At 55.5% G+C, this 22,076-nt stretch carries 23 protein-coding genes; 13 read left to right on the top strand and 10 right to left on the bottom strand.

What is annotated here, in order from left to right; genetic code table 11:
* Position 1 precedes the first annotated feature (1 nt).
* The 3 genes from SynBIOSE41_RS11940 (at position 2) to SynBIOSE41_RS11930 (ending at position 6,724) form a co-directional block, all read left to right on the top strand.
* Positions 2-2,146 carry an ATP-binding cassette domain-containing protein gene (locus SynBIOSE41_RS11940; protein WP_186538062.1) on the top strand — a complete coding sequence of 715 codons (2,145 nt, stop codon included), beginning with the start codon at positions 2-4 and terminating at the stop codon, positions 2,144-2,146.
* A gap of 45 nt (positions 2,147-2,191) precedes the next feature.
* On the top strand, positions 2,192-5,536 hold the full coding sequence (locus SynBIOSE41_RS11935; RefSeq protein ID WP_186538061.1) for a type 2 lanthipeptide synthetase LanM family protein: 3,345 nt from the start codon (positions 2,192-2,194) through the stop codon (positions 5,534-5,536).
* 921 nt (positions 5,537-6,457) lie between these two features.
* Entirely contained in the window at positions 6,458-6,724 is a 267-nt protein-coding gene (locus tag SynBIOSE41_RS11930; RefSeq protein WP_370594238.1) for a Nif11-like leader peptide family natural product precursor, read from the top strand.
* Positions 6,725-6,951: 227 nt separating this feature from the next.
* Here SynBIOSE41_RS11930 and SynBIOSE41_RS11925 read toward each other — a convergent pair whose 3' ends face one another.
* Together SynBIOSE41_RS11925 and SynBIOSE41_RS11920 are read right to left on the bottom strand one after the other, a co-directional pair.
* Positions 6,952-8,007, bottom strand: a complete 1,056-nt coding sequence (locus SynBIOSE41_RS11925; protein WP_186538060.1) for a hypothetical protein — start codon at positions 8,005-8,007, stop codon at positions 6,952-6,954.
* 613 nt (positions 8,008-8,620) lie between these two features.
* On the bottom strand, positions 8,621-9,001 hold the full coding sequence (locus SynBIOSE41_RS11920; protein WP_186538059.1) for an Npun_F0494 family protein: 381 nt from the start codon (positions 8,999-9,001) through the stop codon (positions 8,621-8,623).
* 55 nt (positions 9,002-9,056) lie between these two features.
* Here SynBIOSE41_RS11920 and SynBIOSE41_RS11915 point away from each other — a divergent pair, with 55 nt between their 5' ends.
* Positions 9,057-9,629: a nucleoside triphosphate pyrophosphatase gene (locus tag SynBIOSE41_RS11915; RefSeq protein ID WP_186541167.1), complete on the top strand. Its 573-nt coding sequence runs from the start codon at positions 9,057-9,059 to the stop codon at positions 9,627-9,629.
* Positions 9,630-9,707: 78 nt separating this feature from the next.
* Positions 9,708-9,968: a hypothetical protein gene (locus SynBIOSE41_RS11910; RefSeq protein WP_186538058.1), complete on the top strand. Its 261-nt coding sequence runs from the start codon at positions 9,708-9,710 to the stop codon at positions 9,966-9,968.
* A gap of 128 nt (positions 9,969-10,096) precedes the next feature.
* Here SynBIOSE41_RS11910 and psbC read toward each other — a convergent pair whose 3' ends face one another.
* Both psbC and psbD read right to left on the bottom strand, forming a co-directional pair.
* Positions 10,097-11,485, bottom strand: coding sequence for a photosystem II reaction center protein CP43 (psbC, locus tag SynBIOSE41_RS11905; RefSeq protein WP_066911539.1), 1,389 nt, complete (start codon positions 11,483-11,485; stop codon positions 10,097-10,099).
* Entirely contained in the window at positions 11,469-12,524 is a 1,056-nt protein-coding gene (gene psbD / locus SynBIOSE41_RS11900; RefSeq protein WP_186538906.1) for a photosystem II D2 protein (photosystem q(a) protein), read from the bottom strand. The genes psbC and psbD overlap by 17 nt, the downstream gene beginning before the upstream one ends.
* Before the next feature lie 243 nt (positions 12,525-12,767).
* Between psbD and SynBIOSE41_RS11895 the strand changes: the two genes are divergently transcribed.
* Together SynBIOSE41_RS11895 and SynBIOSE41_RS11890 are read left to right on the top strand one after the other, a co-directional pair.
* Positions 12,768-13,304 carry a photosystem I assembly protein Ycf4 gene (locus tag SynBIOSE41_RS11895; RefSeq protein ID WP_186538057.1) on the top strand — a complete coding sequence of 179 codons (537 nt, stop codon included), beginning with the start codon at positions 12,768-12,770 and terminating at the stop codon, positions 13,302-13,304.
* On the top strand, positions 13,305-14,000 hold the full coding sequence (locus SynBIOSE41_RS11890) for a peptidylprolyl isomerase (RefSeq protein WP_370594126.1): 696 nt from the start codon (positions 13,305-13,307) through the stop codon (positions 13,998-14,000). It abuts the gene before it with no gap.
* Positions 14,001-14,012: 12 nt separating this feature from the next.
* On the opposite strand, the gene ilvN is transcribed toward SynBIOSE41_RS11890, so the two are convergent.
* Together ilvN and SynBIOSE41_RS11880 are read right to left on the bottom strand one after the other, a co-directional pair.
* On the bottom strand, positions 14,013-14,543 hold the full coding sequence (gene ilvN / locus SynBIOSE41_RS11885; protein WP_186538056.1) for an acetolactate synthase small subunit: 531 nt from the start codon (positions 14,541-14,543) through the stop codon (positions 14,013-14,015).
* Positions 14,540-15,520, bottom strand: a complete 981-nt coding sequence (locus SynBIOSE41_RS11880; RefSeq protein ID WP_255475738.1) for an alpha/beta fold hydrolase — start codon at positions 15,518-15,520, stop codon at positions 14,540-14,542. Before SynBIOSE41_RS11880 ends, ilvN begins: the two co-directional genes overlap by 4 nt.
* Here SynBIOSE41_RS11880 and SynBIOSE41_RS11875 point away from each other — a divergent pair.
* The 5 genes from SynBIOSE41_RS11875 (at position 15,462) to SynBIOSE41_RS11855 (ending at position 18,912) form a co-directional block, all read left to right on the top strand.
* Entirely contained in the window at positions 15,462-16,697 is a 1,236-nt protein-coding gene (locus tag SynBIOSE41_RS11875) for a N2,N2-dimethylguanosine tRNA methyltransferase (protein WP_370594125.1), read from the top strand. The two genes, SynBIOSE41_RS11880 and SynBIOSE41_RS11875, sit on opposite strands and share 59 nt — an antisense overlap.
* Positions 16,698-16,724: 27 nt before the next feature.
* Positions 16,725-16,823, top strand: coding sequence for a cytochrome b6-f complex subunit PetM (gene petM, locus SynBIOSE41_RS11870; protein WP_011933540.1), 99 nt, complete (start codon positions 16,725-16,727; stop codon positions 16,821-16,823).
* Positions 16,824-16,878: 55 nt separating this feature from the next.
* Positions 16,879-17,841 carry an NAD(P)H-binding protein gene (locus tag SynBIOSE41_RS11865; RefSeq protein WP_186538055.1) on the top strand — a complete coding sequence of 321 codons (963 nt, stop codon included), beginning with the start codon at positions 16,879-16,881 and terminating at the stop codon, positions 17,839-17,841.
* Positions 17,842-17,917: 76 nt separating this feature from the next.
* Positions 17,918-18,133 (top strand): hypothetical protein, encoded by a 216-nt coding sequence (locus tag SynBIOSE41_RS11860; protein WP_067097622.1) that lies wholly within the window; start codon positions 17,918-17,920, stop codon positions 18,131-18,133.
* A complete protein-coding gene (locus SynBIOSE41_RS11855; RefSeq protein ID WP_186538054.1) occupies positions 18,133-18,912 on the top strand; it encodes a methyltransferase domain-containing protein in 780 nt (259 codons plus the stop codon). Before SynBIOSE41_RS11860 ends, SynBIOSE41_RS11855 begins: the two co-directional genes overlap by 1 nt.
* Here SynBIOSE41_RS11855 and SynBIOSE41_RS11850 read toward each other — a convergent pair.
* Positions 18,887-19,522 (bottom strand): pseudouridine synthase, encoded by a 636-nt coding sequence (locus tag SynBIOSE41_RS11850; protein WP_186541162.1) that lies wholly within the window; start codon positions 19,520-19,522, stop codon positions 18,887-18,889. The two genes, SynBIOSE41_RS11855 and SynBIOSE41_RS11850, sit on opposite strands and share 26 nt — an antisense overlap.
* Positions 19,501-19,749 carry a Nif11-like leader peptide family natural product precursor gene (locus tag SynBIOSE41_RS11845; RefSeq protein WP_186538053.1) on the bottom strand — a complete coding sequence of 83 codons (249 nt, stop codon included), beginning with the start codon at positions 19,747-19,749 and terminating at the stop codon, positions 19,501-19,503. Before SynBIOSE41_RS11845 ends, SynBIOSE41_RS11850 begins: the two co-directional genes overlap by 22 nt.
* A 228-nt stretch (positions 19,750-19,977) precedes the next feature.
* On the opposite strand from SynBIOSE41_RS11845, the gene infA reads away from it, so the two are divergent.
* The gene (gene infA / locus SynBIOSE41_RS11840; protein ID WP_006041809.1) at positions 19,978-20,247 is read left to right on the top strand and encodes a translation initiation factor IF-1; all 270 of its coding nucleotides are present in this window, start codon (positions 19,978-19,980) and stop codon (positions 20,245-20,247) included.
* Positions 20,248-20,250: 3 nt separating this feature from the next.
* On the opposite strand, the gene trxB is transcribed toward infA, so the two are convergent.
* Both trxB and SynBIOSE41_RS11830 read right to left on the bottom strand, forming a co-directional pair.
* On the bottom strand, positions 20,251-21,612 hold the full coding sequence (gene trxB, locus SynBIOSE41_RS11835) for a thioredoxin-disulfide reductase (protein ID WP_186538052.1): 1,362 nt from the start codon (positions 21,610-21,612) through the stop codon (positions 20,251-20,253).
* Positions 21,613-21,774: 162 nt separating this feature from the next.
* Entirely contained in the window at positions 21,775-22,023 is a 249-nt protein-coding gene (locus SynBIOSE41_RS11830; protein ID WP_186538051.1) for a hypothetical protein, read from the bottom strand.
* Positions 22,024-22,076 lie beyond the last annotated feature (53 nt).

Raw genomic sequence — 22,076 nt, 5'->3', positions numbered from 1 at the left:
CATGACTGACTCTCGCAAACGCGCTCTTCAGCAGGTTGATCAACTAGAGAAAAACCTCATCTTTGAGGTTGTGGAAGAGACCGATCCTCAGCGTGATCTTCGATTGATCGGCTTCTGTCTTCGGCGTCTGAAAGCACCAGCGCGATCGTTGATTGCCATGCCCGATGCTGATATCAGTCTTCAGCTCGATCACAACGATATTCATCACCGCCGCGTGGACGCCCCGCGTGAGCCATGGAAATCTGAATTTCCCATGCTGATCGTCAAAGATCAGGCGACTGGTGAACCTTTGGCGTTGTACCGCGATCGCGGCCGGAACTGGTTCTATTCCGCAGCTCAGGGACGACACTGGCTCGTGCCGGAGGATGTCCGCCTGGACAGTGATGGGTACGAGATCTACCCCTCATTACCGGCCAAGATTGTTGGTCCATTAGCGGTGATCAATTTTGCATTCAATACAGAGTTAAATGCGATCTGGGCTCTGGTTATTGCTTCTGCAGTAGTGATGACGTTTCATCTTTCCATACCGATCTTCACCAATGTTCTGGTGAATCGGATTCTGCCTGAAAACGATAGTGCACTACTGATTGAGGGTCTGGCGATTGTGATCGTAGTGGTGGTGGGTGTTGCTGCTGCCCAGTATCTGCAGACCATAATGATGCTGCGGATTGAAAGTGTTACGGACCTGCGATTACAGACCGCAGTTTTTGATCGCGTAATGCGTCTTCCAATGCGCTTCATTTCCAAGTACACCACAGGTGATCTTGCGTCACGTATTGAATCGATCAATCAATTGCGTCAGTTGCTAGGAAGTGGTGTCCTATCGACATTGCTCTCTTCAGTCTTCAGTCTTGGATACTTCATTCTGATGGTGATCTATGACCGCTCGCTAGCTATCTGGGCTGCTTTGTTCACAATTGTTTCTCTTGCATCTCTGGTTTATCTCACGATTCGTGATATTCAACTACAAAAACCTTTGTTGGAGACTGGCGCAGAGATTACAAACTTCTCACTGCAATCGGTCATGGGACTGGCGCAGATTCGCAGTTCCGCAACAGAACCCTTTGTGATGCTTCGCTGGCTGCGCGAGATCAATCGATATGCGTTGCTGCAATTGCGCAGCAACTTTTATAACGATGCGATCGAAATGTTCGGAACGCTGGTGAGTCCATTGGCTTCCTTAATGATGTTCGCGGTGGTGACTCACAAACTGCTGTCCAGTGCCAGCACCTCAGCGGAGTTTGAGCTGATTCTGGTGAGCTTCATCTCCTTCAATGCCGCATTCACAGGATTCAACTCATCCCTCTCTCAGGCCGCCAATCTTGCGGCCAATACCTTAGGTCGAGCCAGCGTTCTCTGGCAGCGTGCCGAACCGGTGATTTATGCCGAAGTTGAGAAGGGTTATGAACCTGATGCGGTGCATCATGACCTGGAAGGACATTTCCTGTTCAGAGATGTTGTTTACCAGTTTCCTGACGCTAGTGAACCGCTTTATCGCAACCTCAATTTCGAAATTAAACCTGGTCAGCACACGGTGATCACAGGACCAAGCGGCTGTGGAAAATCCACAATTATGAATATGTTCCTGGGTTTTATTGAACCTCAGGGGGGTGATTTATTGATCGACGGGCTTGCCCTGCCTCAGCTCGCCATCCGCCATTACCGCCGTCAGCTTGGTGTTGTTCTTCAAACTGCCCATCTCAACGCCGGCTCGATTTACGACATTGTTTCAGGAGGCCTTGTAACCGAAGAAGATCGAATCTGGGCAGCGCTTGAATCTGCTTCTGTTGCTGATGAGGTGGCAGCCATGCCGATGAAGCTGGAGACGATTGTGATGGAAGGGGCCGGCAACATGTCTGGTGGCCAGGCACAGCGAATCGCTATCGCCAGAGCTTTGATCCATCAACCTCGAGTGCTGCTGATGGATGAAGCCACCAGTGCTCTGGATCCACCGTCACAACAGCGCATCAATGAGACGGTGCAGTCTCTGGGGATTACAAGAATCAGCGTTGCGCACCGTCTTGCCACCATCCGAGATGCGGACAAGATCGTTGTGATTCGCGATGGTGTTACTGCTGAAAATGGAACTTGGGACGAACTCAAGCATCACGGCTACCTTGCAGAAATTCTGTCGAAGGGACACTGAAGGACGATGCCTGCGCCCAAGAAACTCTCTTCCTTGCATCAGCTGATGGACGCCGAAAAGGTTTCCCCTTCTGAATCATCGACTGGTCCATCCATTACTCGCGACGATCTCGAAGACCGGCAGCCTGGGCTGGGCGAAGCATGGCTGGAAGCGATCGCGCCTCAGGAACGTGAAAAGCTTGAGCGTCGCTTTGCATGGGCTGGACTTGATCGTCCTGCTCTGTACAGAGTGCTCGATCAGCTTGAGCAGCCCAACGAATCCTCGAGCACGGAGACCTGGTTTCAGGAATTGACTTTTCTGCAGTCAGCACTGCGCAGTGATGCTGAACGTGAGCTTGAGCCTTATGTCGCGGAAGTCTCGGAGGCGAATCCTGATCAGCTCCCTTTCCGCGACCTGTGGATTCCCGCGGTTGATGCTTTCGTCGCGCGCCTGCGCAGCAGCTTGGACGATCTCCAAGATCGCAGCATCAACGAACAGGTTTACCGCTCCTTAGGTCAGTCACTGCTCACCAGGTTGAGCAATATTTCTGAACAGGCCCTGTTCGAGCAATTCAATTTGCAGCGGCCTCCCGGAGCGATGTTGCTGGCCCATCTCGGTTCAGGTGGTGATGGCCAGGGTCCTCCTGTCAGGGAGTATTACGAGCGGTTCATCAGGGAGCACCGATGCGATGGATTGGCATCGTTTCTGGAGACGTTCCCAGTGCTGGGACGATATCTGGGGCAGGTCTGTGGTGATTGGCACCATTCCAATGAAATGCTGCTTCGGCGGGTTGATGCTGACACGATTCCCCTGCAGCAGCTCTTTGGCGTCGCGCCTGAGATGGAGCTGTCCGGAGTCCATCAGGGCCTGAGTGATCCCCACAACCATGGTCAGGTTGTGAGCATTCTGAAGTTTGCTCAAGCTGATAGAAGTTCTTCCGTGCAAGTGGTCTACAAGCCCAAAGACATGGGTGTGGACTTTGCTTACCAGCAGGCACTTGAACATCTCAACAGCGTCAGCACACTGACGCCGCTGCGCAATTTGCGGATTTACTGCGGTAACGACTACGGATACATGGAGCATGTCGAGCATCGTCTCTGTGCAGGAGATGATGAACTGGAGCGCTTCTATCGCAATGCCGGACGATTGACAGCCGTGCTTCATCTCTTCGGCTGCACTGATTGCCACTACGAGAACTTAATCGCCTGCGGGGATCAGCTGCTGTTAATCGATACCGAAACTCTGCTTGAAGCTGATTTGCCTGATCATGTTTCTGATGCCTCTGATCAACAGACAACTCTGTCTCAGTCGGATCTTCAGAAGAGTTTTCAGAATTCAGTGCTTCGATCAGGTCTGATGCCGAACTGGCTGTTTGTCGGTCAGGCCAAGATCGCTGTCGATATCAGCGCTCTAGGCATTGCCCCCCCCTCCAGTCCCCAGACGAAGGGGCCGGGTTGGCTGGGGCTGAACAGTGACGGCATGATGGCCGCCCAGATCAGTCGTCCATCACTGTTGCCCACCAGTCTTCCAGTGGGGGTTGGTGCAACCAATGGTCTCAATGCCCATCTTGAGACCTTCTGCCAGGGATTCCGTGAGCAGTGCGCTGAATTTGAGAAGACGCGTGAGGATTGGATCAAACCTGGTGGGGTCCTCGATCAATTCCGTGGGCTTCCGCGTCGCATTGTGCTGCGGGCCACCCGTGTTTATTTCGCATTGCAGCGTCAGCAACTTGAGCCAGCGGCTCTGCGTTCGTCCCTCCGCCAGGGACTGGTGCTCGAGCAGCTCACCCGCAGTTTTCTGATGGCCAGCGAACAACCGCTGCACTGGCCTGTGTTTGAAGCTGAACTGCGTCAGATGGAGCGTCTGGATATTCCATTTTTCGTGCATTCCATCGATGGGCAGGATCTTCCCTTAGTTGACGGCATGAAGCCCGTTGAAGGGTTTATGGAAACCAGTGGTCTGGAGTCGAGTCGTCAGCGTATTGCTGAATTGGATTCAGCAGCCGTTGCTTTCCAGGAGCAATTAATCCGCGGTACCAGCCGTGCGCGCATCTCCACTGAAGATGGCCGAAGTTCCCGAAATGGTGTCGCGCCCGATGTTGACGTCGTGACGCTCACGCCTGAGCAGCTCCACGAGCAGAGCCGTCTTCAGCTCAAGTTGCTCGAAGAGATTGCCATTCGCGATACAGATGGCCTCATCGACTGGTTAGGAATGGATCTTGGCAGTGATGGTGAGAGTTTCTGCTTCGGCCCTGTTGGTACCTCGCTTTACGGTGGATCCATCGGTGTTGCTCTACTGGCAGCCCATTTCGCCGATGAGCCTGGTCCAGCCGAACTGGTCGAGACTTGTTTGAAACCTATGCTCCAGATGGGTGAAAAGGACCGCGATGGTCTGCGCCTGCGCTGGTGGCGTGACCAGGCACTTGGCTTGAGTGGTTGCGGCGGTTCATTGCTCTCGATTCAGGAATTGTCGACCTGGGGACCGGAATCACAACAGCCAATGCTCCGGGAGCTGCAGACCAGACTCATCGAGGCATTGCTTCCGGAACATATTCGCGCCGACCTCGGTCTCGACGTGATCGCTGGTGTGACCGGTCTGATTGGGCCTCTGCTCAGGGATGGTTCGATACGAGCTCTGGACTTGGCTCTCGTTGCCGGAGATCATCTTCTGGGTCTCCAAAACGAACAGGGAGCTTGGACTAGTCGTGGCAAGGAGCCCTTGCTCGGCTTTTCGCATGGAACCGCTGGATATCTGGCTGCGCTTGTCAAGCTGGGGCAGCAGCTGGGTGAGCAGCGTTTCCTCGATGCGGCGGCCAAGGCTCTCAGCTATGAACGTGAGCGTTTTGATGCGGAACACCTCAACTGGCCCGATTACCGGGAGTACCAACCCGATCAGCCGAACAAGTTCATGACCTCTTGGTGCCATGGTGCACCCGGAATCGCCTTGAGCCGGGCTTGTCTGTTTGGCTCTCCGCTCTGGGATGAGCATTGCGTTGATGAAATGTCTAATGCTCTGCAGACACTTACTGCGCTGAAGATGCCCTGGTGTGACCATCTCTGCTGCGGCACCTTCGGAAATGCCGGAATTCTTCGCGTTGTGGCTGAGGGGCCATGGGCGAAATCCGTTGCAGAGTCCGTCCGTGCGACTGCGATCGAAAGATCGTCTGAACTTGTTGCTCAGGCGGTCTCCATTGCCAATAAAAATGGCGGAGCTTTCCGCGGTTTCGGCACGGCCGACGGCAACCTGCTGCTGCCGGGTTGTTTTACAGGAATCTCCGGGATGGGTCTGGCTTTGCGTGATCAGCTGAATCGCGATGATCGGCTCGGCACGCTTCTGACCATTGGCTTGCTTTCACCCGCGGGGGAGATTGCGACGACACCAATGCATCAGACGGCTTCCAAGGCCTGCTGAAGGGATCGCGATTCCGGCCGGCCAGGTGATGAGATGAGCACATCTCTGGCCAGCGGGATCAAGCGAACACGCTCTGTGAACGCCTAACACTTTCATCGACTTCGCGTCATTCGGCGACCAACCCAATCTTTGATGCCGCTATTGACAATGCACAGAAGTGATGATTGATCCCATCAGCTGGCATGTTTTCAGCGATGAAATTGAACAAGCGAAAAAGTTCCGTTTAACTTGAAATGTCAACCAGGAGGTTCGAAATTTTTACTACCGTACATATTTCGATGACTTGGAAACAGATCATGGCAATGCTCACGCATGTTTGTTGAAAGCAATTAGCAGAGAGCAGTCACTCCGTAGTGAGTTGCTTCGGAGTTACTGGTCATTTTTTTGTTTTCAATGAGATTGGAATGCTGCGGTTCTTTCCGATATGTGAAAAGTTCTCTGTCTGAAAATTTTTCTGTCTGAATAGTCCAGCTAATGTCTTGCCCGCATGCTGCTGGTTTTTCCAGGAGCCCCGGCTTGGCTTGCTGAGGCAAACCTTCTTTCAGTAAAAGAGTCACCCGTTATTGTTACGCAGTTTGAGATGTTGTCTTCGATAAAATCGCAAACAGTCGAAATAAGGGATGTTCGGGTGGTTGAAGGCCACGCCTGCATGTTAACCATTCAGCCTCTGATTGATCAGAGATGGCGGAAAGGCAGGGGTGAACTGGGTGCTGGCTATTGGTCAGATCAGCGAGGACATGCGTAACGGACCAGCTGGATATCGAAGGGTGCTGACCGACCGCTTTCCAAACAGAGAGCTCACAATCGCTTTGTTTGATCGTTCAGTCGTTGTGATCATTTCTGTTTGGCCCAATGCGACCTGTCAAGATTAATATCGTGAATGTTTGTACATGACGTTTTTGATCAGATTTGCCACTTTAAATTAGGTTTTTTAAATCAATTTCTAAAGAGCAGCTCGATGCCTTCATGGCTAAGGTCAAGACCAATGCAGATCTTCAAGCCAAGTTAAAGGATTCAAATTCACTGGATGACGTTAGTGGCATCGCCAAGGAGCATGGTCATGAAATCGATGCCAGTGCGAAGCTGAGCCCTCTCAGCAGCGAGGAGCTTGAAGAGGTTGCCGTGGGGTGGTGCGGAAACCTTTGCACAAACTGGAAAGCGACCAATGGCGCTGGAACTGGCTGCTGAATCATCACGCTGCTGAAGTTCTTCCTTCACCCACCCCCCTTCTCATACAGGGGGGTGTTCTTATTGAAAGGCTTATGGATCATCTCTTGTTCGGGAATCAGCGAATTTTGTAACTGGCTTAATCAGGTCACTATGTACACTCCAGTGAATTGATTTCTTTTAAAGCATGTAGATGAGTTTATTCACCTTTTGCTTTTTGTCATTTTTAGATGCTGTGTTTGCAGGCTTTATTGATGCTGATTAGGTGTCAGGTCACTGATGGCATAGAAATAGCCTTTTACACTCGTGTGGCCATGTTGGAATGACAGCTTCAAGTGGGATGGCAGGGCCAGATAGGTGATCTCTTCTTGTGCGAAAATCCCAGCCTCAACCATCCAGCTAGGATGCGATTCGCACGCTCCGATGGGCAGACCGGCACAGAACTGCTCGATAATTACGCGTTGATCTGGACTCAGCTTGCATAGCCAATCAAGCATTGGTAATGCATTGCACTGGCCACCTCTAGGCCATACAGATGGAAAGATTTCAATGGACAACCGAGGCAGGAAAGCCTGTTGTTCAATGTCGTAATCAAGGCTGTAACTCAGAGGCTGAATTCCTTCGGGGTGTATATTCTGATTCGCAAGACGTGTTATCACTCCTGATGAGTGTTCGACCACCTTGCTGAAATATTTTTCCAGGAAATCCTTTTTGGCTTTCGCTTGAGTCGTTTGTCCAATCACTTTGATCGTATGCCCCCTTGCCCACATGATTCCAATCTGACTTGGTAATCCTGTGACACTCAGAAAATCTCGCAAAGGTTGGTGCTCCTGGTATTTAAAATCGGGATAGGCTCTGCTCTTGATCAGCAATTCAGTGATGATTTCATAGGCATTGATGACCATTGATATTTTGTCCAGAGCTTGGAAGATTCCCGCTAGTCGGAGTTTGTTTGAATGATGGTCAAACTCAGTAAAATACTGATCAACAAGGAAGTTTCTGAGTGATTCGTTGTCTAGGAGTGCACCTAGGGATTGAGCAAAACCGGGAATGCCGGAGTCTTTGATGTCCAGGATCTCTCTATTACCATAAAATGACAAATCAACTTTGTCCGCGCATAATTGATTGAGCGGACACTCAAGGATCACTCCTGTTTGTCTCTGGTTTGAATGATTTCGCGGTTTCTGTGGAGCTTTGATGAGTGGCAGATCATTGTCTCTGATGAGCTTTGAAGGCAGAAACTTGTATTGTTGGCCTTCCAGCCATTTCAGTGCCTTAGCTAGATTTCCTGCCTGATCGTGCACTCGCTTGGTGGCCGTCAGCCATCATTTAGTGTTGCTGAAACATAGATGATTCAGCTTGTCAAGGCAACATCTTTCTGTGGTTCGAATATGTCTCTATGTCGCAAAGGATCATAGCTATGCATTTCAATCAGATGGCTAATCCTCTTTAGTTGTTGTGTGTAGCTTCGTCTTAAGTTCGTTTTGGTCATCGATTGTTGTCGTTATCGGCTTCTTTTGTTGATTGTCTTCCGCAGTAAAATCTTTATTCAAAGGCTTGGTTCATTTTGATTTCCAGGCATATTGTCTTTGATTGATCTCAGAGTTGCTCAATTATTGTTCCATCGAAGCCTGAGAGATCTTCTCCAGCGCAGTGTTGTTTCAGATTGCGTTTCAGCGCTCTTTAGAGCACTGAAGTCATTGGCAACTGTCCTCCGCCATTGCTGGTCCCCAGCAGCATCAGCAAAGTCAGTCAGGGTGTTCTGTTACTTGCCTTTCACGTAAGTTTCTGCATCAGCATTGCACGACCCAGCCGGCGACTTCGTCTGGACTCTGGTGACTTGTCAGTGATGCGTTTTTCACCTGTTGGCTACAACAAAGTTTTTTGATAAACGTCTTGCTGTCATTGGGATATCGCTTACCAGCGGGGGCGATTGCGACGACACCAATGCATCAAACGGCTTCCAAGGCCGGCTGAAGGGATCGTTTCCTGCCAGGGGATCAGTACCTCCCTGCCAAGAGGGGTTAAACGCACCCGTTCCGTCAGCCCCTGACCGTCAACCTCCCGACGCAGAACTCCCAGTTGAATCAGCCAGATCAGCAGATCCTCCGTCTCCCTTGCATTCAGCCGCCTTCTTGTCTGTGACGACCAGTCAGATTGAGCGACCAGTTCACTGCTGCTCAGAGCTGCCTCTTCAACGTTGCGGTAAAAGCTGCGTTGGAAAGGAAGGCAACGCACGGCTTGGCGCGCCCTCCCCAGAGCATGCCTTGTGAGTTCTCTTGGGTCCTGAAGAGTCACGCCTGACCTGCTGTCAGTGCCATTCTCGTTCTCAATGCCGCAAACCGAGAAACCAATGTTGTTGCTGGCTTCAGCGTCCCCGGCTAGACGTCGTCTTCTGGAACAGGCGGCCATTCCCCACCGCGTTCAGATCAGCGGAGTCGACGAAGAGGCCATCCAGGATTCCGATCCGACCGAATTAGTGAGGCGTCTGGCGCAGGCCAAGGCGAGCGCCGTCCGCAGCCAGCTCAATAACGCTGGAATCACAGCTGTGCTCGGCTGTGATTCGTTGTTTGTTTTTGCTGGTCAGGTGTACGGAAAGCCTGCTGATTCGGCTCAAGCGTTGGAACGCTGGCAACAAATGCGTGGATCCTGGGGTGATCTGCATACGGGCCACTGCCTGATGACAGGCCCTGGTGCGACGTCGCAGCAGCCGCTGCTTGCGTGCGTAACCACACGGGTGTTGTTTGCTGATCTCAGCAATCACGAGATTGAAGCCTATGTCGCCAGTGGCGAACCTCTTCGCTGTGCGGGAGGCTTTGCCCTGGAAGGCCTTGGAGGCTCATTTGTCGAGCGTCTCGACGGTTGTTATTCAAACGTGATCGGGCTCAGCTTGCCGTTGCTGCGCCGTTGGTTACCGCAGGTTTGATACATCGCAAGCCATGACGTTGCCATTTTTCGTTTGCCGTAGCTAATCCAAAGTCAGGCCCTCTTCACACCTCTGGCCATGCTTCGTTTTCTCCTCCCTGGAATCGGCACCGCTCTGTTTTCAGCAACTCTTGCTCTCAGCGCATCGGCCATGGAGCCTTTGTCGGTGAGTGCCACCGATCAAGGCAATTCCTCATTAAGCCTCCAGGCAGAGCAGGCTTATTTCACGCAATCCACGGATGACTGGAGTCGTTCGGTTCGAGGGGTTCAGCTTCCAGAAGCAGGCCAAGAAAGGCATCAACCACCCAAAGGCCATACCTTGCTCGATCTGGACTTCTGACCTCGTTGTCATGTTGGACGCGAATGTTGTGATCAATCACTGAAGTCATCCCATAGAAAAGCCCCACTCTGCAGTGGGGCTGAATGACGATCGGAACTTTTGAACTCGAGTGCGTCTGATCGCAGAGATCAGTCGAGGTCGGGCATGGCCAGTGAAGGCTCTGCCGAACGGTCGATTCCCTTTTCGAAACCGGCAGCGGCAGCGCGGGCGCGGCCTGCATGCCAGAGGTGACCCACCAGGAAGAAGAAGGCGAGCACGAACTGTGTCGCAGACAACCACTGGCGAATGTTCACGAAGTTCACTGAGTTGGGCTCAGTGATGATGCCGCCAACGGAATTCAGTGAAGCGTTGGGAGCGTGGGTCATGTACTCGGCAGCACGACGAACCTGCCATGGCTGGATGTCGTTCTGAAGCTTGTCGAGACTCAGACCATTGGGACCTCGCAGAGGCTCAAGCCAGGGACCACGGAAATCCCAGAAACGCATCGTTTCACCACCGAAGATGATTTCACCGGTGGGTGAACGCATCAGGTACTTACCAAGACCGGTAGGACCCATGGCGGAGCCGATATTGGCGCCGAGACGCTGGTCTCTCACCAGGAAGGTGAAGCTCTGCGCCTGGGAGGATTCGGCGTTGGTGGGGCCGTAGAACTCCGAGGGATAGGCGGTGTTGTTGAACCAGATGTAGGCCGATGCGATGAAGCTCATGAAGCTCAGAGCGCCAAGGCTGTAGCTGAGGTAAGCCTCACCGTTCCAGATGAAGGCGCGACGCACCCAGCCGAATGGCTTGGTTGTGACGTGCCAGATGCCACCGAAAATGCAGGTCAGGCCAAGCCAGATGTGGCCGCCGATGATGTCCTCCATCGAGTTCACACCGATGATCCAGCCTTCTCCACCGAAGGGAGCGCGGAACAGATAACCAAAGATCACTCCCGGGTCGAGAGTCGGGTTGGTGATCAGACGAACGTCTCCGCCACCCGGAGCCCAGGTGTCGTAAACGCCGCCGAAGAACATGGCCTTGAAGACCAGGAGCAGACAGCCGACCCCAAGAAGAATCAGGTGATAACCAATGATGTTGGTCATCTGATTCTTGTCGCGCCAATCCTGAGAGAAGAACGTGGAATAGTTCTCCAGAATTTCAGGGCCGCGCAGGGCGTGATACAGACCGCCGAGGCCGAGCACAGCGGAACTGATCAGGTGCAGAACACCAACCACAAAGAAGGGATACAGATCGGTGACTTCACCACCGGGACCCACGCCATAGCCAAGGGTGGCCACGTGGGGGAACAGGATCAAGCCCTGCTCGTACATGGGCTTGTCAAAGGTGAAATGACTCACCTCGAACAGCATCATGGCGCCTGCCCAGAACACCATCAGACCTGCGTGAGCCACGTGGGCACCCAACAGACGGCCTGAGAGATTGATCAGACGAGCATTGCCAGCCCACCAGGCGTAGCCGGTGGAGTCAAGGTCTTTACCGCCAGTGGCGATAAGACCGGAATTAAAGGGCGTTTCCACGGGGCAGAACCTCTTCAGGGAAGACGAAGTTTTCGTGTGGCTGGTCAGCCGGTGCCATCCAGGCACGCAGACCTTCATTCAGAAGGATGTTCTTGGTGTAGAAGGTCTCGAATTCGGGATCTTCTGCAGCGCGGATTTCCTGTGACACGAAGTCATAGGCGCGCAGGTTGAGGGCCAGGCCGATGATGCCGATGGAGCTGGTCCAAAGGCCCATCACAGGCACGAACAACATGAAGAAGTGCAGCCAGCGCTTGTTGGAGAAGGCGATACCGAAGATCTGACTCCAGAAGCGGTTGGCGGTGACCATGGAATAGGTCTCTTCTTCCTGGGTTGGTTCGAACGCCTTGAAGGTGTTGGCCTGTTCACCATCCTCAAACAAGGTGTTTTCCACGGTGGCGCCGTGGATGGCGCAGAGCAGTGCACCGCCGAGGATGCCGGCGACGCCCATCATGTGGAAGGGATTGAGAGTCCAGTTATGGAAGCCCTGCAGGAAGAGCAGGAAACGGAAGATCGCTGCCACACCAAAGGAGGGCGCGAAGAACCAGCTGCTCTGGCCGAGGGGGTACATCAGGAAGACACTGACGAACACCGCGATCGGACCGGAGAAGGCGATGGCGTTGTAAGGACGGATGCCGACCAGACGGGCGATCTCAAACTGACGCAGCATGAAGCCGATCAGGGAGAAGGCACCGTGCAGGGCCACGAAGGCCCAGAGGCCGCCGAGCTGACACCAGCGAACAAAGTCGCCCTGGGCTTCAGGGCCCCAGAGCAGCAGCAGGCTGTGACCCATCGCATCAGCGGGGGTGGACACAGCAGCTGTGAGGAAGTTGCAACCTTCCAGGTACGAGGAGGCGATGCCGTGGGTGTACCAGGAGGTGACAAAGGTGGTGCCTGTGAGCCAGCCACCGATGGCCAGATAGGCCGTTGGGAAGAGAAGAATGCCGGACCAGCCGACAAAAACGAAGCGGTCGCGCTTGAGCCAGTCATCGAGGACGTCAAACCATCCCCGCTGTGGCGCGCGTCCTACAGCGATCGTCATGAGTGAGAACGGGTGCGGATATCCGCAGGCTGTGGGATACCCGGCGACCTTAACAATTTCGGCGAAGGTTGCGGGGGTAAATCCATTCACCTGAAACCCCTTGTATCGGAACATTTCTTCGGGGTTTCTTCCGCTTTGATCGCAGCCTTTGTGGCAGTGCCGCAGAACGTCGCCACCCGTGCCGCAGAACGTCGCCACCCGTGCCGCTTCAGAGGTCACAATGGGCGCTGCTTCCGGGCTGTGATGGGCGCTGATCTGCTTGAACAACCTGTCGTCGGTTCACGGCGGCTGTCCAATGTCCTGGTCGCCGGCATGGTCACCATCGGCGGTGTCGGCTTTCTGTTCGCTTCACTCTCTAGTTACCTCGGGCGTGATCTGCTCCCTCTCGGTCACCCGGCAGGACTTGTTTTCATCCCTCAGGGACTGGTGATGGGGCTCTACAGCATTGCTGCGGCGCTTCTGGCCACCTATCTCTGGACGGTTATCGCCATTGATGTGGGTGCCGGCATTAATCGTTTTGACAAATCATCAGGGGTCGTCACCATTTCCCGGAGAGGCTTTCGCAAGCCCATCAGTGTCGAGATTCCGATCAAGGACATCAAAGCTGTCAAGGTTGAGGTTCGTGATGGCTTCAACACCCGACGTCGTGTCTCTCTGCGTGTTCAGGGTCGACGTGACATGCCACTTACCAGAGTGGGTGAGCCTCTTCCTCTTGCTCAGCTCGAGCAGGACGGGGCTGAGCTTGCACGCTTTCTGAATGTGAATCTCGAAGGCCTCTGAATGAACATGATTCGTCAATCGCTTCAATCGCTTCTGACAATTGCCTTATGTCTGCCTCTACTGGTCAGCTGTGCGTCCAGCACGACGGCCTCAATACCGGTTGGTTGCGAGCAGGCCAGCAGCCCTTGCCTTCAGGGCAAGGCCAGCGTTGAGCTCACCACCAGCAAGGGTTCGATCACCCTGGAACTCGATGGAGACGCCGCCCCTGTGACGGCTGGAAATTTCCTGGATCTGGTTAAGAGAGGTGCTTACAACGGCACCGTTTTTCATCGAGTGGTGCGAGACCCTGTTCCATTCGTGGTACAGGGCGGCGATCCCTCCTCCAGTGATCCCGCGACTCCGAAGGCGCAGTACGGAAAAGGCAGCTTCGTGGATCCGAGCACTGGCCAGGCACGTTTTGTGCCTCTTGAGCTGTCCTTTGACGGCGAAGACCAGCCCCGTTATGGCCGCGTTGTGAGTAACCCCACTGAGCTTCTGCAGCTCAAACTCAGCCATGCACGCGGCGCCCTGGCAATGGCTCGCTCCCAGGCCCCAGATTCAGCCAGTGCCCAGTTTTACATTGCACTCAAGCCACTTCCAGAGCTGGATGGTCGCTACGCCGTCTTCGGTCGTGTGACCGAAGGTCTCGATGTTGTGGATGCCATCCGTCAGGACGACACCATCGAAAAGGCCACGGTGTTGACACCAGGTCTCTGATCAACGAGACGCTCAGGCGGGCACGCGCCCGCCATTGTTTGAAGCCTTGAGCATTTCTGTGTTCACTCCAGAAGCCCTTTCCAGTGCGACCTTGCCGGTTCGGGCGATTTCCTCGATGCCGTAGGGCGCCATCAGCCGTTCCAGAGCTACCAACTTGCCTGGATCGCCGACAACCTCAAGGGTCAGGGCATCGTCTGCGACGTCGACCACCTTGGCTCTGAAGACCTGAACCAGTTCAAGGATTGCGCTGCGTTGGGCCGCTGGTGCGGAAACTTTCATCAACATCAACTCCCGTTCCACGGCAGGACGCTGGGAGAGGTCGAGAACCTGCAGCACGTTGACAAGCTTGTCGAGCTGTTTGCTCATCTGTTGAAGGGTGTGCTCGTCGCCTTCGACCACCATGGTCAGTCGTGAGCGACCAACAGCCTCAGCAGGACCAACCGCAAGGCTGTCGATGTTGAAGCCGCGGCGAGCGAACAGGCCGGCGATACGGCTGAGGGCGCCGGATTCGTCCTCCACCAGAACCGACAGAGTGTGCTTCATGCGGGGTGACCGATCCCTGGTGCGCTTGTGCCTCCCAAATTACGGTCCAGCCAGTGCAGCAACTCCAGGTGAAAGCGCTCGGGTGTTTCGTCATGGGGGCAATGGCCGGCGTTTTCGATCACCTTGAGCTCGACCCATGGGTGCTGAGATTGGACTAATTCGCCGATCATCAACGGTACGAATCGGTCCTGGCGCCCCCACAGCAACAACACCGGAGGAGCGTTGCGCATGGTCTTCAGCTGTTGCAAAAGCTCTGGAGCGGTTGCGTATCGGGGGCGGAGAGCCATGCCCACGCTCATGGCACGAAGGCTTCTGGCAGCTGTCACCCTGAGGGCAGGTTGGGCGATCAGGGCCTGCAGCTCCCGGTCGCTTCGGATGGATCGTTGATAAGCACCCTGCAGCCCAGCCCTCAGCAAAGGAGTTCGCGCGATCAGCTGCACGATCAATTCCAGGGGGAGCAGGCGGCAGATGGCTGTCACTGCGATGCGTCGTAACCGCTTGAGCCATCGGGACTGCTGTTTTGGCAGAGGGCGCAGCAGAGTGGGGTCAGGCAGAGGTGCTGCAATGGCGGCTTTCACCAGTTCCGGTCTCAGCGCAGCGGTGGTCAGAACCGTGAGGCCCCCTAGTGAGTTGCCCACAAGCACCGCCGGTTGCTGCACAACCTCTTCGAGAAAGGCGGCCAGTTGCCTGGACCACAATCTGTTGTCGAGTGAGAAGTGCCGATTCAGTCCTGGCTGGTGGGAGCGCCCGAATCCGATCAGGTCGAGACTGAACACCCGATAGCCCGCTGCGGCAAGGACTCCGGCGTTATGCCTCCAGTGACTGCTGCTGGCGCCGAAGCCGTGAATCAGCACGATGGGCGGAGCCGAGGGCTGCCCCAGAACCCGCCAGTGACAGCTCAGATCCATCCAGTGCCATGTGCTGGCTTCTCCCCAGTCGGCACCGGTGGAGGCAGGCTGGAGAGCGGTTGCGTGCACGCACCTGGAAGCGCCGGTTTCTCACTATCGCGAAGGAGCTGTCTGTCTGCAGACGGGATCAGGTTTTTTTCGCAAGGATTCGCGACCCTCGAGGGATCTTTCGGTTCTGCTGGCGGCCCACCAGGCGTCAGTGGCGCAACGGCCACTGCGCTGGCTTGACCTGATGGCCGGTTGTGGCATCCGCGGTCTGCGCTGGGGACTCGAAGCCTGTCCCGAATCCAGACCTGATCTGGAGCTTTGGTTGAATGATGCCGATCCAGATCGCAGTTCGCTGCTGGCATCGAACCTTCAGGGTCTGCAGGGTGCTCGTGATGTGTCTTGGACAACCAGCAGTTGGGCGGCGGAGCGTCTGCTGCGCCAGGCCTACCTCGATCAGATCTTCTTCGATCTGATTGATCTGGATGCCTTCGGTTGTCCGAATGCCCTGCTTCAGTCGGCCTTGGCGGTGCTGCGCTTCGACGGCCTACTTGTTCTCGCCAGCACTGACGGACGTTCGCCCACCGGCCATGACCGCCCTGCGGCGGTGCGTCATTTCGGTGCGGCGGCGCGAGTACATCCCGCCAGTTGGGAGCTGGCTCTGCGACTTCAGCTGGCCGTGCTGGCCAGAGAAGCCTGGCAATTAGGACGAGGGCTTGAACCCGTTGCCAGCTTCAGTGAGGGACGCACATTCCGGCTTGTGGTGCGGTTGCGCCAGCGCCTGGCCGATGATGAGGAATCGCAGCTGGGCCTGCTGGCACGTTGTGAGCGCTGTGGTGATCAAGCGGTTCAACCACTTTTGAAGCTCTCGGGCTGGAGATCCTGTCGCTGCACGGATGGTCAAGGCCGATGGGCGGTGACAGGGCCGCTCTGGCTCGGCCCTTTGCAGATGCCTGCTGTTCTGGGTCAGTTGCTCGAGCTTGCCGACTCACAGCCGGACACTCTGTCAACTGCTGGGCGGCGCCTGCTGCAACGCCTGCAGAGGGACTGCGGATTGCCAGTCTGCTGCTGGTCCACCGCTGAGCTTGCAAGCCGCCTCTCTCTTGCTGGACCACCGCCGCTGGAGGAGCTGGTGCAGTCGCTGCTGAGCGCAGGGCACCAGGCATGCGCCAGCGCAGTCATGACCGGCCAGTTGCGCACCGATGCGCCGATGGCTGAGTTATTACAACAATGCGGTCAACACATGACTGGAGATCGTTAAATAGGAGCTGATTCAGAGCGCTGTTCGATGGCTTCGGAGATTTTCGGGATTGCAGCTGTGTTTTGGGTGCTGATCCCAGTGGGCCTGGCAGGTGGAGCTTTGCTGCTGAAGCTTCAGAAGGACTGATCTCCGCAGTGCGAGAGAACGCCAACTAAGCTCCTCGCTGGACTTTGAAAGCCATATGCAGGTTCTTGTGGTCGGTGGAACAGGAACCTTGGGCAGGCAGATCGCCCGCAGGGCTCTTGATCAAGGTCATGACGTTCGCTGCATGGTGCGAATCCCAAGGAAAGCGTCCTTCCTTCAGGAATGGGGTTGTGAGCTCACTCGAGGTGATCTTCTCAATCCAGCCAGTCTCGATTACGCCCTCGACGGAGTTGATGCCGTGATCGATGCGGCCACCAGCCGCCCCGACGATCCCAAGAGCATCTATCAAACAGACTGGGACGGCAAGCTCAATCTCCTCCGAGCCTGTGAACGCGCCGGTGTGAACCGTTTCGTGTTCCTTTCGCTTCTTAATGCGGAACAGCACAGAGATGTGCCGTTGATGGACATCAAATTCTGCACTGAAAAACTTCTGAAGGAATCAGATCTCGACTACACCATCCTTCAGGGTGTGGCGTTCATGCAGGGTGTGATCAGCCAGTTCGCCATTCCTGTTCTGGAGAGCCAGACCGTTTGGGTGAGTGGAAGTCCCACATCCATTGCGTATATGAACACGCAGGACATGGCTCGTTTCGCCGTGGCTGCGCTCGACCATGAGGAGACGGTGCGCAAGACATTTCCTGTCGTTGGGCCCAAGGCCTGGAACAGCGGTGAGGTTGTTCAGCTCTGCGAACGTGTCGCTGATAAGTCAGCGAGGGTGTTTCGAGTGCCCTCCTTCATCATGCAATTCACTGAAGGGATGTGCTCCTTCTTTGAGCCTGCCGTGAACGTGGCCGAGCGTCTGGCATTTGCTGAGGTGTCAGGAGGTGGTGTCTCGATGGATGCACCGATGGAGGAGACCTATCAGAGCTTCGGCATCGATCCCAGCGAGATCACTCACCTTGAGGCCTACGTCAAGGAGTACTACGACTCAATCCTCAAGCGACTCAGGGAGATGGAAGCCGATCTGGATAAGGATGCCAAGAAGAAACTGCCGTTCTGATCGAAACCGAGCTTCACCCGACTAGTTGATGCGTACTAGTTTTTCGATACATTGAATTCACCTGCCTTTCCTGAAGATGTCTGCCGCTCAAGTCAAGAATCTGCAGCGACGTCTCGACAATCTTGCTCGTGAAGCCGAGACGGAGCTTGACCGCGCCTGTGGCCATGATCTTTGGCGCAATGTTGGGTTCGATGCCTTCGACAGCCTTGAGGACAGCGACCGCCGAGCGAGCGCGAATTACTACTACGGTCAGTGGTCGACTGTGCGCGAATTGCTGGAGGCCCTCGGCTGATGAGCGAAGGATGTTGTGGACCGGCTCTGGATCAGACCCAGGCCGTTGATAAGCGCTATGGAGCTGCAGCACTGGAGCAGGAGACCTGTCTGTGTACACCTGTCGCCTTTGACGCGTCCTTGCTCAAGGTCATCCCCGAGGAGGTGGTGCAGCGTGATTACGGCTGCGGTGACCCGACGCGCTGGGTTCGTTCGGGTGACACTGTGCTGGATCTGGGCAGTGGCAGCGGCAAAAATGCCTTCATCTGTGCCCAGGTCGTGGGTGGCCATGGCGCTGTGATTGGCGTGGACCGCAATGCCTACATGTTGGAGCTTGCCCGCGTTGCAGCACCAGTGGTGGCCGAGAGAATCGGTTACAGCAATGTTCGCTTTCTGGAGGGGGCGATCGAAGCCCTGGATGCGCCAACCCCGACGGGTGAGTTGCTGATTCCCTCAGCCAGCGTGGATGTGGTGCTGAGCAATTGTGTGCTCAATCTGGTGAATCCTTCAGCACGTTCGGCTTTGCTCGCCAACATCCGCAGAGTGCTGCGACCCTCAGGCCGCGTCGCCATCAGCGACATTGTGTGTGATCGCCCCGTTCCGCAACATCTTCAACAAGATCCAGAGCTCTGGAGCGGTTGCATCAGTGGTGCATGGGAGGAGGACGCCTTCCTGGCCGATTTCCGTGCACTCGGCTTTGAGGACGTGAGCTATGCCGACCGCTACGAGCAGCCCTGGCGTGTTGTGGAAGGCATCGAATTCCGTGCTGTCACGCTCACCGGCGTTTTGGCTGCCGGTTGAGTAGTGCTCCAAGACGTTGATGCTCGTCCGACGTGATTTCACGCCATTGACCTGACGCGAGGCCGCTGAGGTTGAGAGGTGGTCCTCCATCCATCAGATCAATGCTGCGGCGGATCAGTCGCAATGTTGGAAGCCCCACGGCCGCAGTCATGCGACGCACCTGGCGATTGCGTCCTTCCCTCAGGCTGAGTTGCAACCAGGTGGTGGGAATGCTGAGCCTGGTGCGGATTGGCGGGTTGCGTTCCGTAAGTGTTTGCTGGTGTTCAGCAGCAAGAGGTTCGACCCTCGCAGGCCTGGTGAGCTGCTGTTTGACCATCACCCCGTCGCAAAGGGCATCCAGCTGGCGTTGATCAGGGCTGCCCTCCACCTGCACCCAGTAAGTGCGCCAATGGCCGAAGCGTGGGTCTGTCAGTCGTTGCTGCAGGCGACCGTCGGCGGTGAGGAGCAGCAGCCCTTCGCTGTCTGCGTCAAGACGACCTGCCGCGTAGACATCAGGGACATTCACCCAGTCGGCAAGGCAGCCCCATCGGCTGACCGGTTCCGGTGTGAACTGGCTGAGGACTCCGTATGGCTTGTGAAGCAGAAGTGTCAGGAGTGTTCGCCGAAGCAGATCAACAGTGCTTCACCCCAGCTGGAGGCATCGTTGATGTGATCATCGTGCAGCTGCTTCATTTTTTCGGCCTGCATTTTCATCATGGTGGCCTGGGTGAAGACGTGACCCTTTTCCTTGGCCAGGTTCACCACATGCATGGGAGTCGCTGCCTGACGCACCTGATCACGGACCTGGGAATCAGACCGAGTCAGGTTGACGAAAGAGGCGAGAGCGGACTCGGACACGGCGTTTTGGCGTTTTCAGAAGGTTAGGAGGATTTCTGGCGGGCACGCCACAGGTTCACAGCACCGATGGAAATCATCAGCAGCCCCAGATCCAGGGAGAGGGGAGGGAGAATCATCGGCTCATTTCAGGATCAGCCGACCTTAGGGAGACGCCATCTTTCTTGGGGCTGCTCAGACAGCAGGCGGCCTCCTAAAATGCAGAAACGTTTTGCGGGTCAATGCCGGCGCATGATTGAAACCTCGGGTGTGATCGAGAAGGAACAGGGCAACGGGTTTTACCTGGTGACCCTGGAACAGCCCGCAGGTCATCAGTGCCTCTGCCGCGCAGCAGGCAAGCTCACCAAGTTCCGAATCAAACTGCTGGCCGGAGACAAAGTGCTGGTGGAGATCAGCCCTTATGACCTGACCCGTGGCCGGATCACCTACAGGGAACGCAACGCTGGTGCCCCCGGAGGTCGTCCCGGTGGTAACCGTCCGGGTGGACCTCGTCGCCGTTGAGGCTCAGGCTTTGCTGAGCACCGAGCGGATCGAGTCCGTGAACTCACTGCGCTGCTTCACCCCACGCCACTGCTGCTTAAGTTGCTTGTCGAAAAACAGCTGAACCGTCGGGGTGCCATTGACTCCGGCCTGTTGTGCGATCGCCTGGTCGGCTTCGATATCGATTTCGATTCCCTGGGCTTCTCCTTGCAGCTCATCAAGTACTCGCTTCAGCTGGGGTTTCAGCACGTGGCAGGGACCGCAGCTTGGCGATGTATAGACCACAAGCAGGGGCCGAGTGCTGTCGTGATAAAGCTTCCGTAAGGCATAGCTGCCTTTCTGCCACAGGGCGTTTGAGTCGTAGGTGGCTTCAGTGGTCTCAGCAGTGGTCTTTGGTGTTTCTGCTTGGGCTGGCTCGGCCTGTTCCCTTTTCACCAGTGTTGCCAGATTGTGATGACTGAGCCAGCGTTCGGCGGCGAGGGCGGCCTGACAGCCGCTGCCAGCGGCGGTGACGCCCTGACGCCACTCACCATCGGCGACATCACCTGCTGCGAACACACCTTCCATTGAGGTCTCCGGTCGACCCGGTTGGGTGACCAGGTAACCGATTGGATCGCAGTCGAGCTGGTCGCGAACCAGTTCTGTGTTGGGAGTGTGTCCGATGGCGTAAAACATGCCTCGGACAGCCAGCTCTTCATCGAGACCGCTGTCACGTCGATGCAGGTTGAGGCTGCTCAGCCAGTCATCACCTTGAACGTCGCTCACCTGGGTGTTCCAGTGCACGCGGATCAGGGGATTGGCCTGAACGCGGTCACTCATTGCCGCACTGGCGCGCAGACGGTCTGAACGCACCAGCAGATGGACATGGCTGCCGTATTTGGTGAGATAGACCGCTTCCTCACACGCTGAATCGCCCCCGCCGACCACAGCTAATTCTTCGTTGCGAAACTGAGGTGTGGCGCCATCGCAGATGGCACAGGCGCTGATGCCCTTGCTCCAGAAGCGCTCCTCATTCGGCAGTCCAAGCCGATTAGCGCTGGCCCCTGTGGCGATGATCAGCGATTGCGATTCAACGATCTGCCCTTCGACTTCAATCCGATAAGGACGCTGGCTGAGATCAATGCGGTCGGCATCAGCTTCAATCAGCCTTGTTCCCCAGCGGGTGGCCTGGGCTTTCATCAAGTCCATCAGGTCTGGACCGAGAACACCATCAGGAAAACCGGGGAAGTTTTCAACATGGGTAGTGGTCATCAGCTGGCCACCGGGGATGCCACCCCTCTGAAACCCTGTGATGAGAAGGGGATTGAGATTGGCACGGGCGGCATAGATGGCGGCTGTGTAGCCGGCTGGGCCGGACCCCACGATCACCAGATTTTCAACCGCCATGCTTATCCGGAATGACTATGAGTTGACTTTAATCTCCGCAACGTCATGCCAGCGGGAGCACCAGTACCTCTCAGACGAACAGTCTGGGTGAAATTTGTTCTCTCCAGATGTACAAATTGGACAGAAAAGACTCAAGAATTCATTACAAATTTAAGTCTTTCTTCAGATTTCAATTGCTCCGTCGGTTGCTTCGTCAAGTTCCAGGTGGTGGTGCTTGCCATGTGATCGCTGAACGCTCAACACAGAGTCTTCAAGTAGTTCAGGGTGCTCTCCCAAGCAGGTGATCCATTCTCTGAATTCCTGCGTCAGTGCGTAGCTGTCTTCATAGCGCTCTGCGCTGTCCAGAACTGCAATCCGGGTTGTTGCCCAGCAGGTGGCAACGCTGACTCGACGTTCAATTGCTGCGTCCATGTCTGTCTCCCAGATGGCGACCAGGCTGATGGTTGATGGGTCCAAATCAGGCC

The organism is Synechococcus sp. BIOS-E4-1 (assembly GCF_014279995.1).
Classification (GTDB): Bacteria; Cyanobacteriota; Cyanobacteriia; order PCC-6307; family Cyanobiaceae; genus Synechococcus_C.
The sequence above is the reverse complement of the archived record's forward strand: the minus strand, read 5'-3'. Positions and strand labels throughout refer to the sequence as shown.

What these genes read in the sequence shown, in the direction of transcription:
- SynBIOSE41_RS11830 (WP_186538051.1), bottom strand. Translation starts at nt 22,023, where the DNA reads ATGGACGCAGCAATTGAACGTCGAGTCAGCGTTGCCACCTGCTGGGCA.
- petM (WP_011933540.1), top strand. Translation starts at nt 16,725, where the DNA reads ATGGCTTCGGAGATTTTCGGGATTGCAGCTGTGTTTTGGGTGCTGATC.
- ilvN (WP_186538056.1), bottom strand. Translation starts at nt 14,543, where the DNA reads ATGAAGCACACTCTGTCGGTTCTGGTGGAGGACGAATCCGGCGCCCTC.
- infA (WP_006041809.1), top strand. Translation starts at nt 19,978, where the DNA reads ATGATTGAAACCTCGGGTGTGATCGAGAAGGAACAGGGCAACGGGTTT.
- SynBIOSE41_RS11910 (WP_186538058.1), top strand. Translation starts at nt 9,708, where the DNA reads ATGCTTCGTTTTCTCCTCCCTGGAATCGGCACCGCTCTGTTTTCAGCA.
- trxB (WP_186538052.1), bottom strand. Translation starts at nt 21,612, where the DNA reads ATGGCGGTTGAAAATCTGGTGATCGTGGGGTCCGGCCCAGCCGGCTAC.
- psbD (WP_186538906.1), bottom strand. Translation starts at nt 12,524, where the DNA reads ATGACGATCGCTGTAGGACGCGCGCCACAGCGGGGATGGTTTGACGTC.
- SynBIOSE41_RS11915 (WP_186541167.1), top strand. Translation starts at nt 9,057, where the DNA reads ATGTTGTTGCTGGCTTCAGCGTCCCCGGCTAGACGTCGTCTTCTGGAA.
- SynBIOSE41_RS11855 (WP_186538054.1), top strand. Translation starts at nt 18,133, where the DNA reads ATGAGCGAAGGATGTTGTGGACCGGCTCTGGATCAGACCCAGGCCGTT.
- SynBIOSE41_RS11895 (WP_186538057.1), top strand. Translation starts at nt 12,768, where the DNA reads ATGGGCGCTGATCTGCTTGAACAACCTGTCGTCGGTTCACGGCGGCTG.
- SynBIOSE41_RS11865 (WP_186538055.1), top strand. Translation starts at nt 16,879, where the DNA reads ATGCAGGTTCTTGTGGTCGGTGGAACAGGAACCTTGGGCAGGCAGATC.
- SynBIOSE41_RS11860 (WP_067097622.1), top strand. Translation starts at nt 17,918, where the DNA reads ATGTCTGCCGCTCAAGTCAAGAATCTGCAGCGACGTCTCGACAATCTT.
- SynBIOSE41_RS11935 (WP_186538061.1), top strand. Translation starts at nt 2,192, where the DNA reads ATGGACGCCGAAAAGGTTTCCCCTTCTGAATCATCGACTGGTCCATCC.
- SynBIOSE41_RS11940 (WP_186538062.1), top strand. Translation starts at nt 2, where the DNA reads ATGACTGACTCTCGCAAACGCGCTCTTCAGCAGGTTGATCAACTAGAG.
- SynBIOSE41_RS11890 (WP_370594126.1), top strand. Translation starts at nt 13,305, where the DNA reads ATGAACATGATTCGTCAATCGCTTCAATCGCTTCTGACAATTGCCTTA.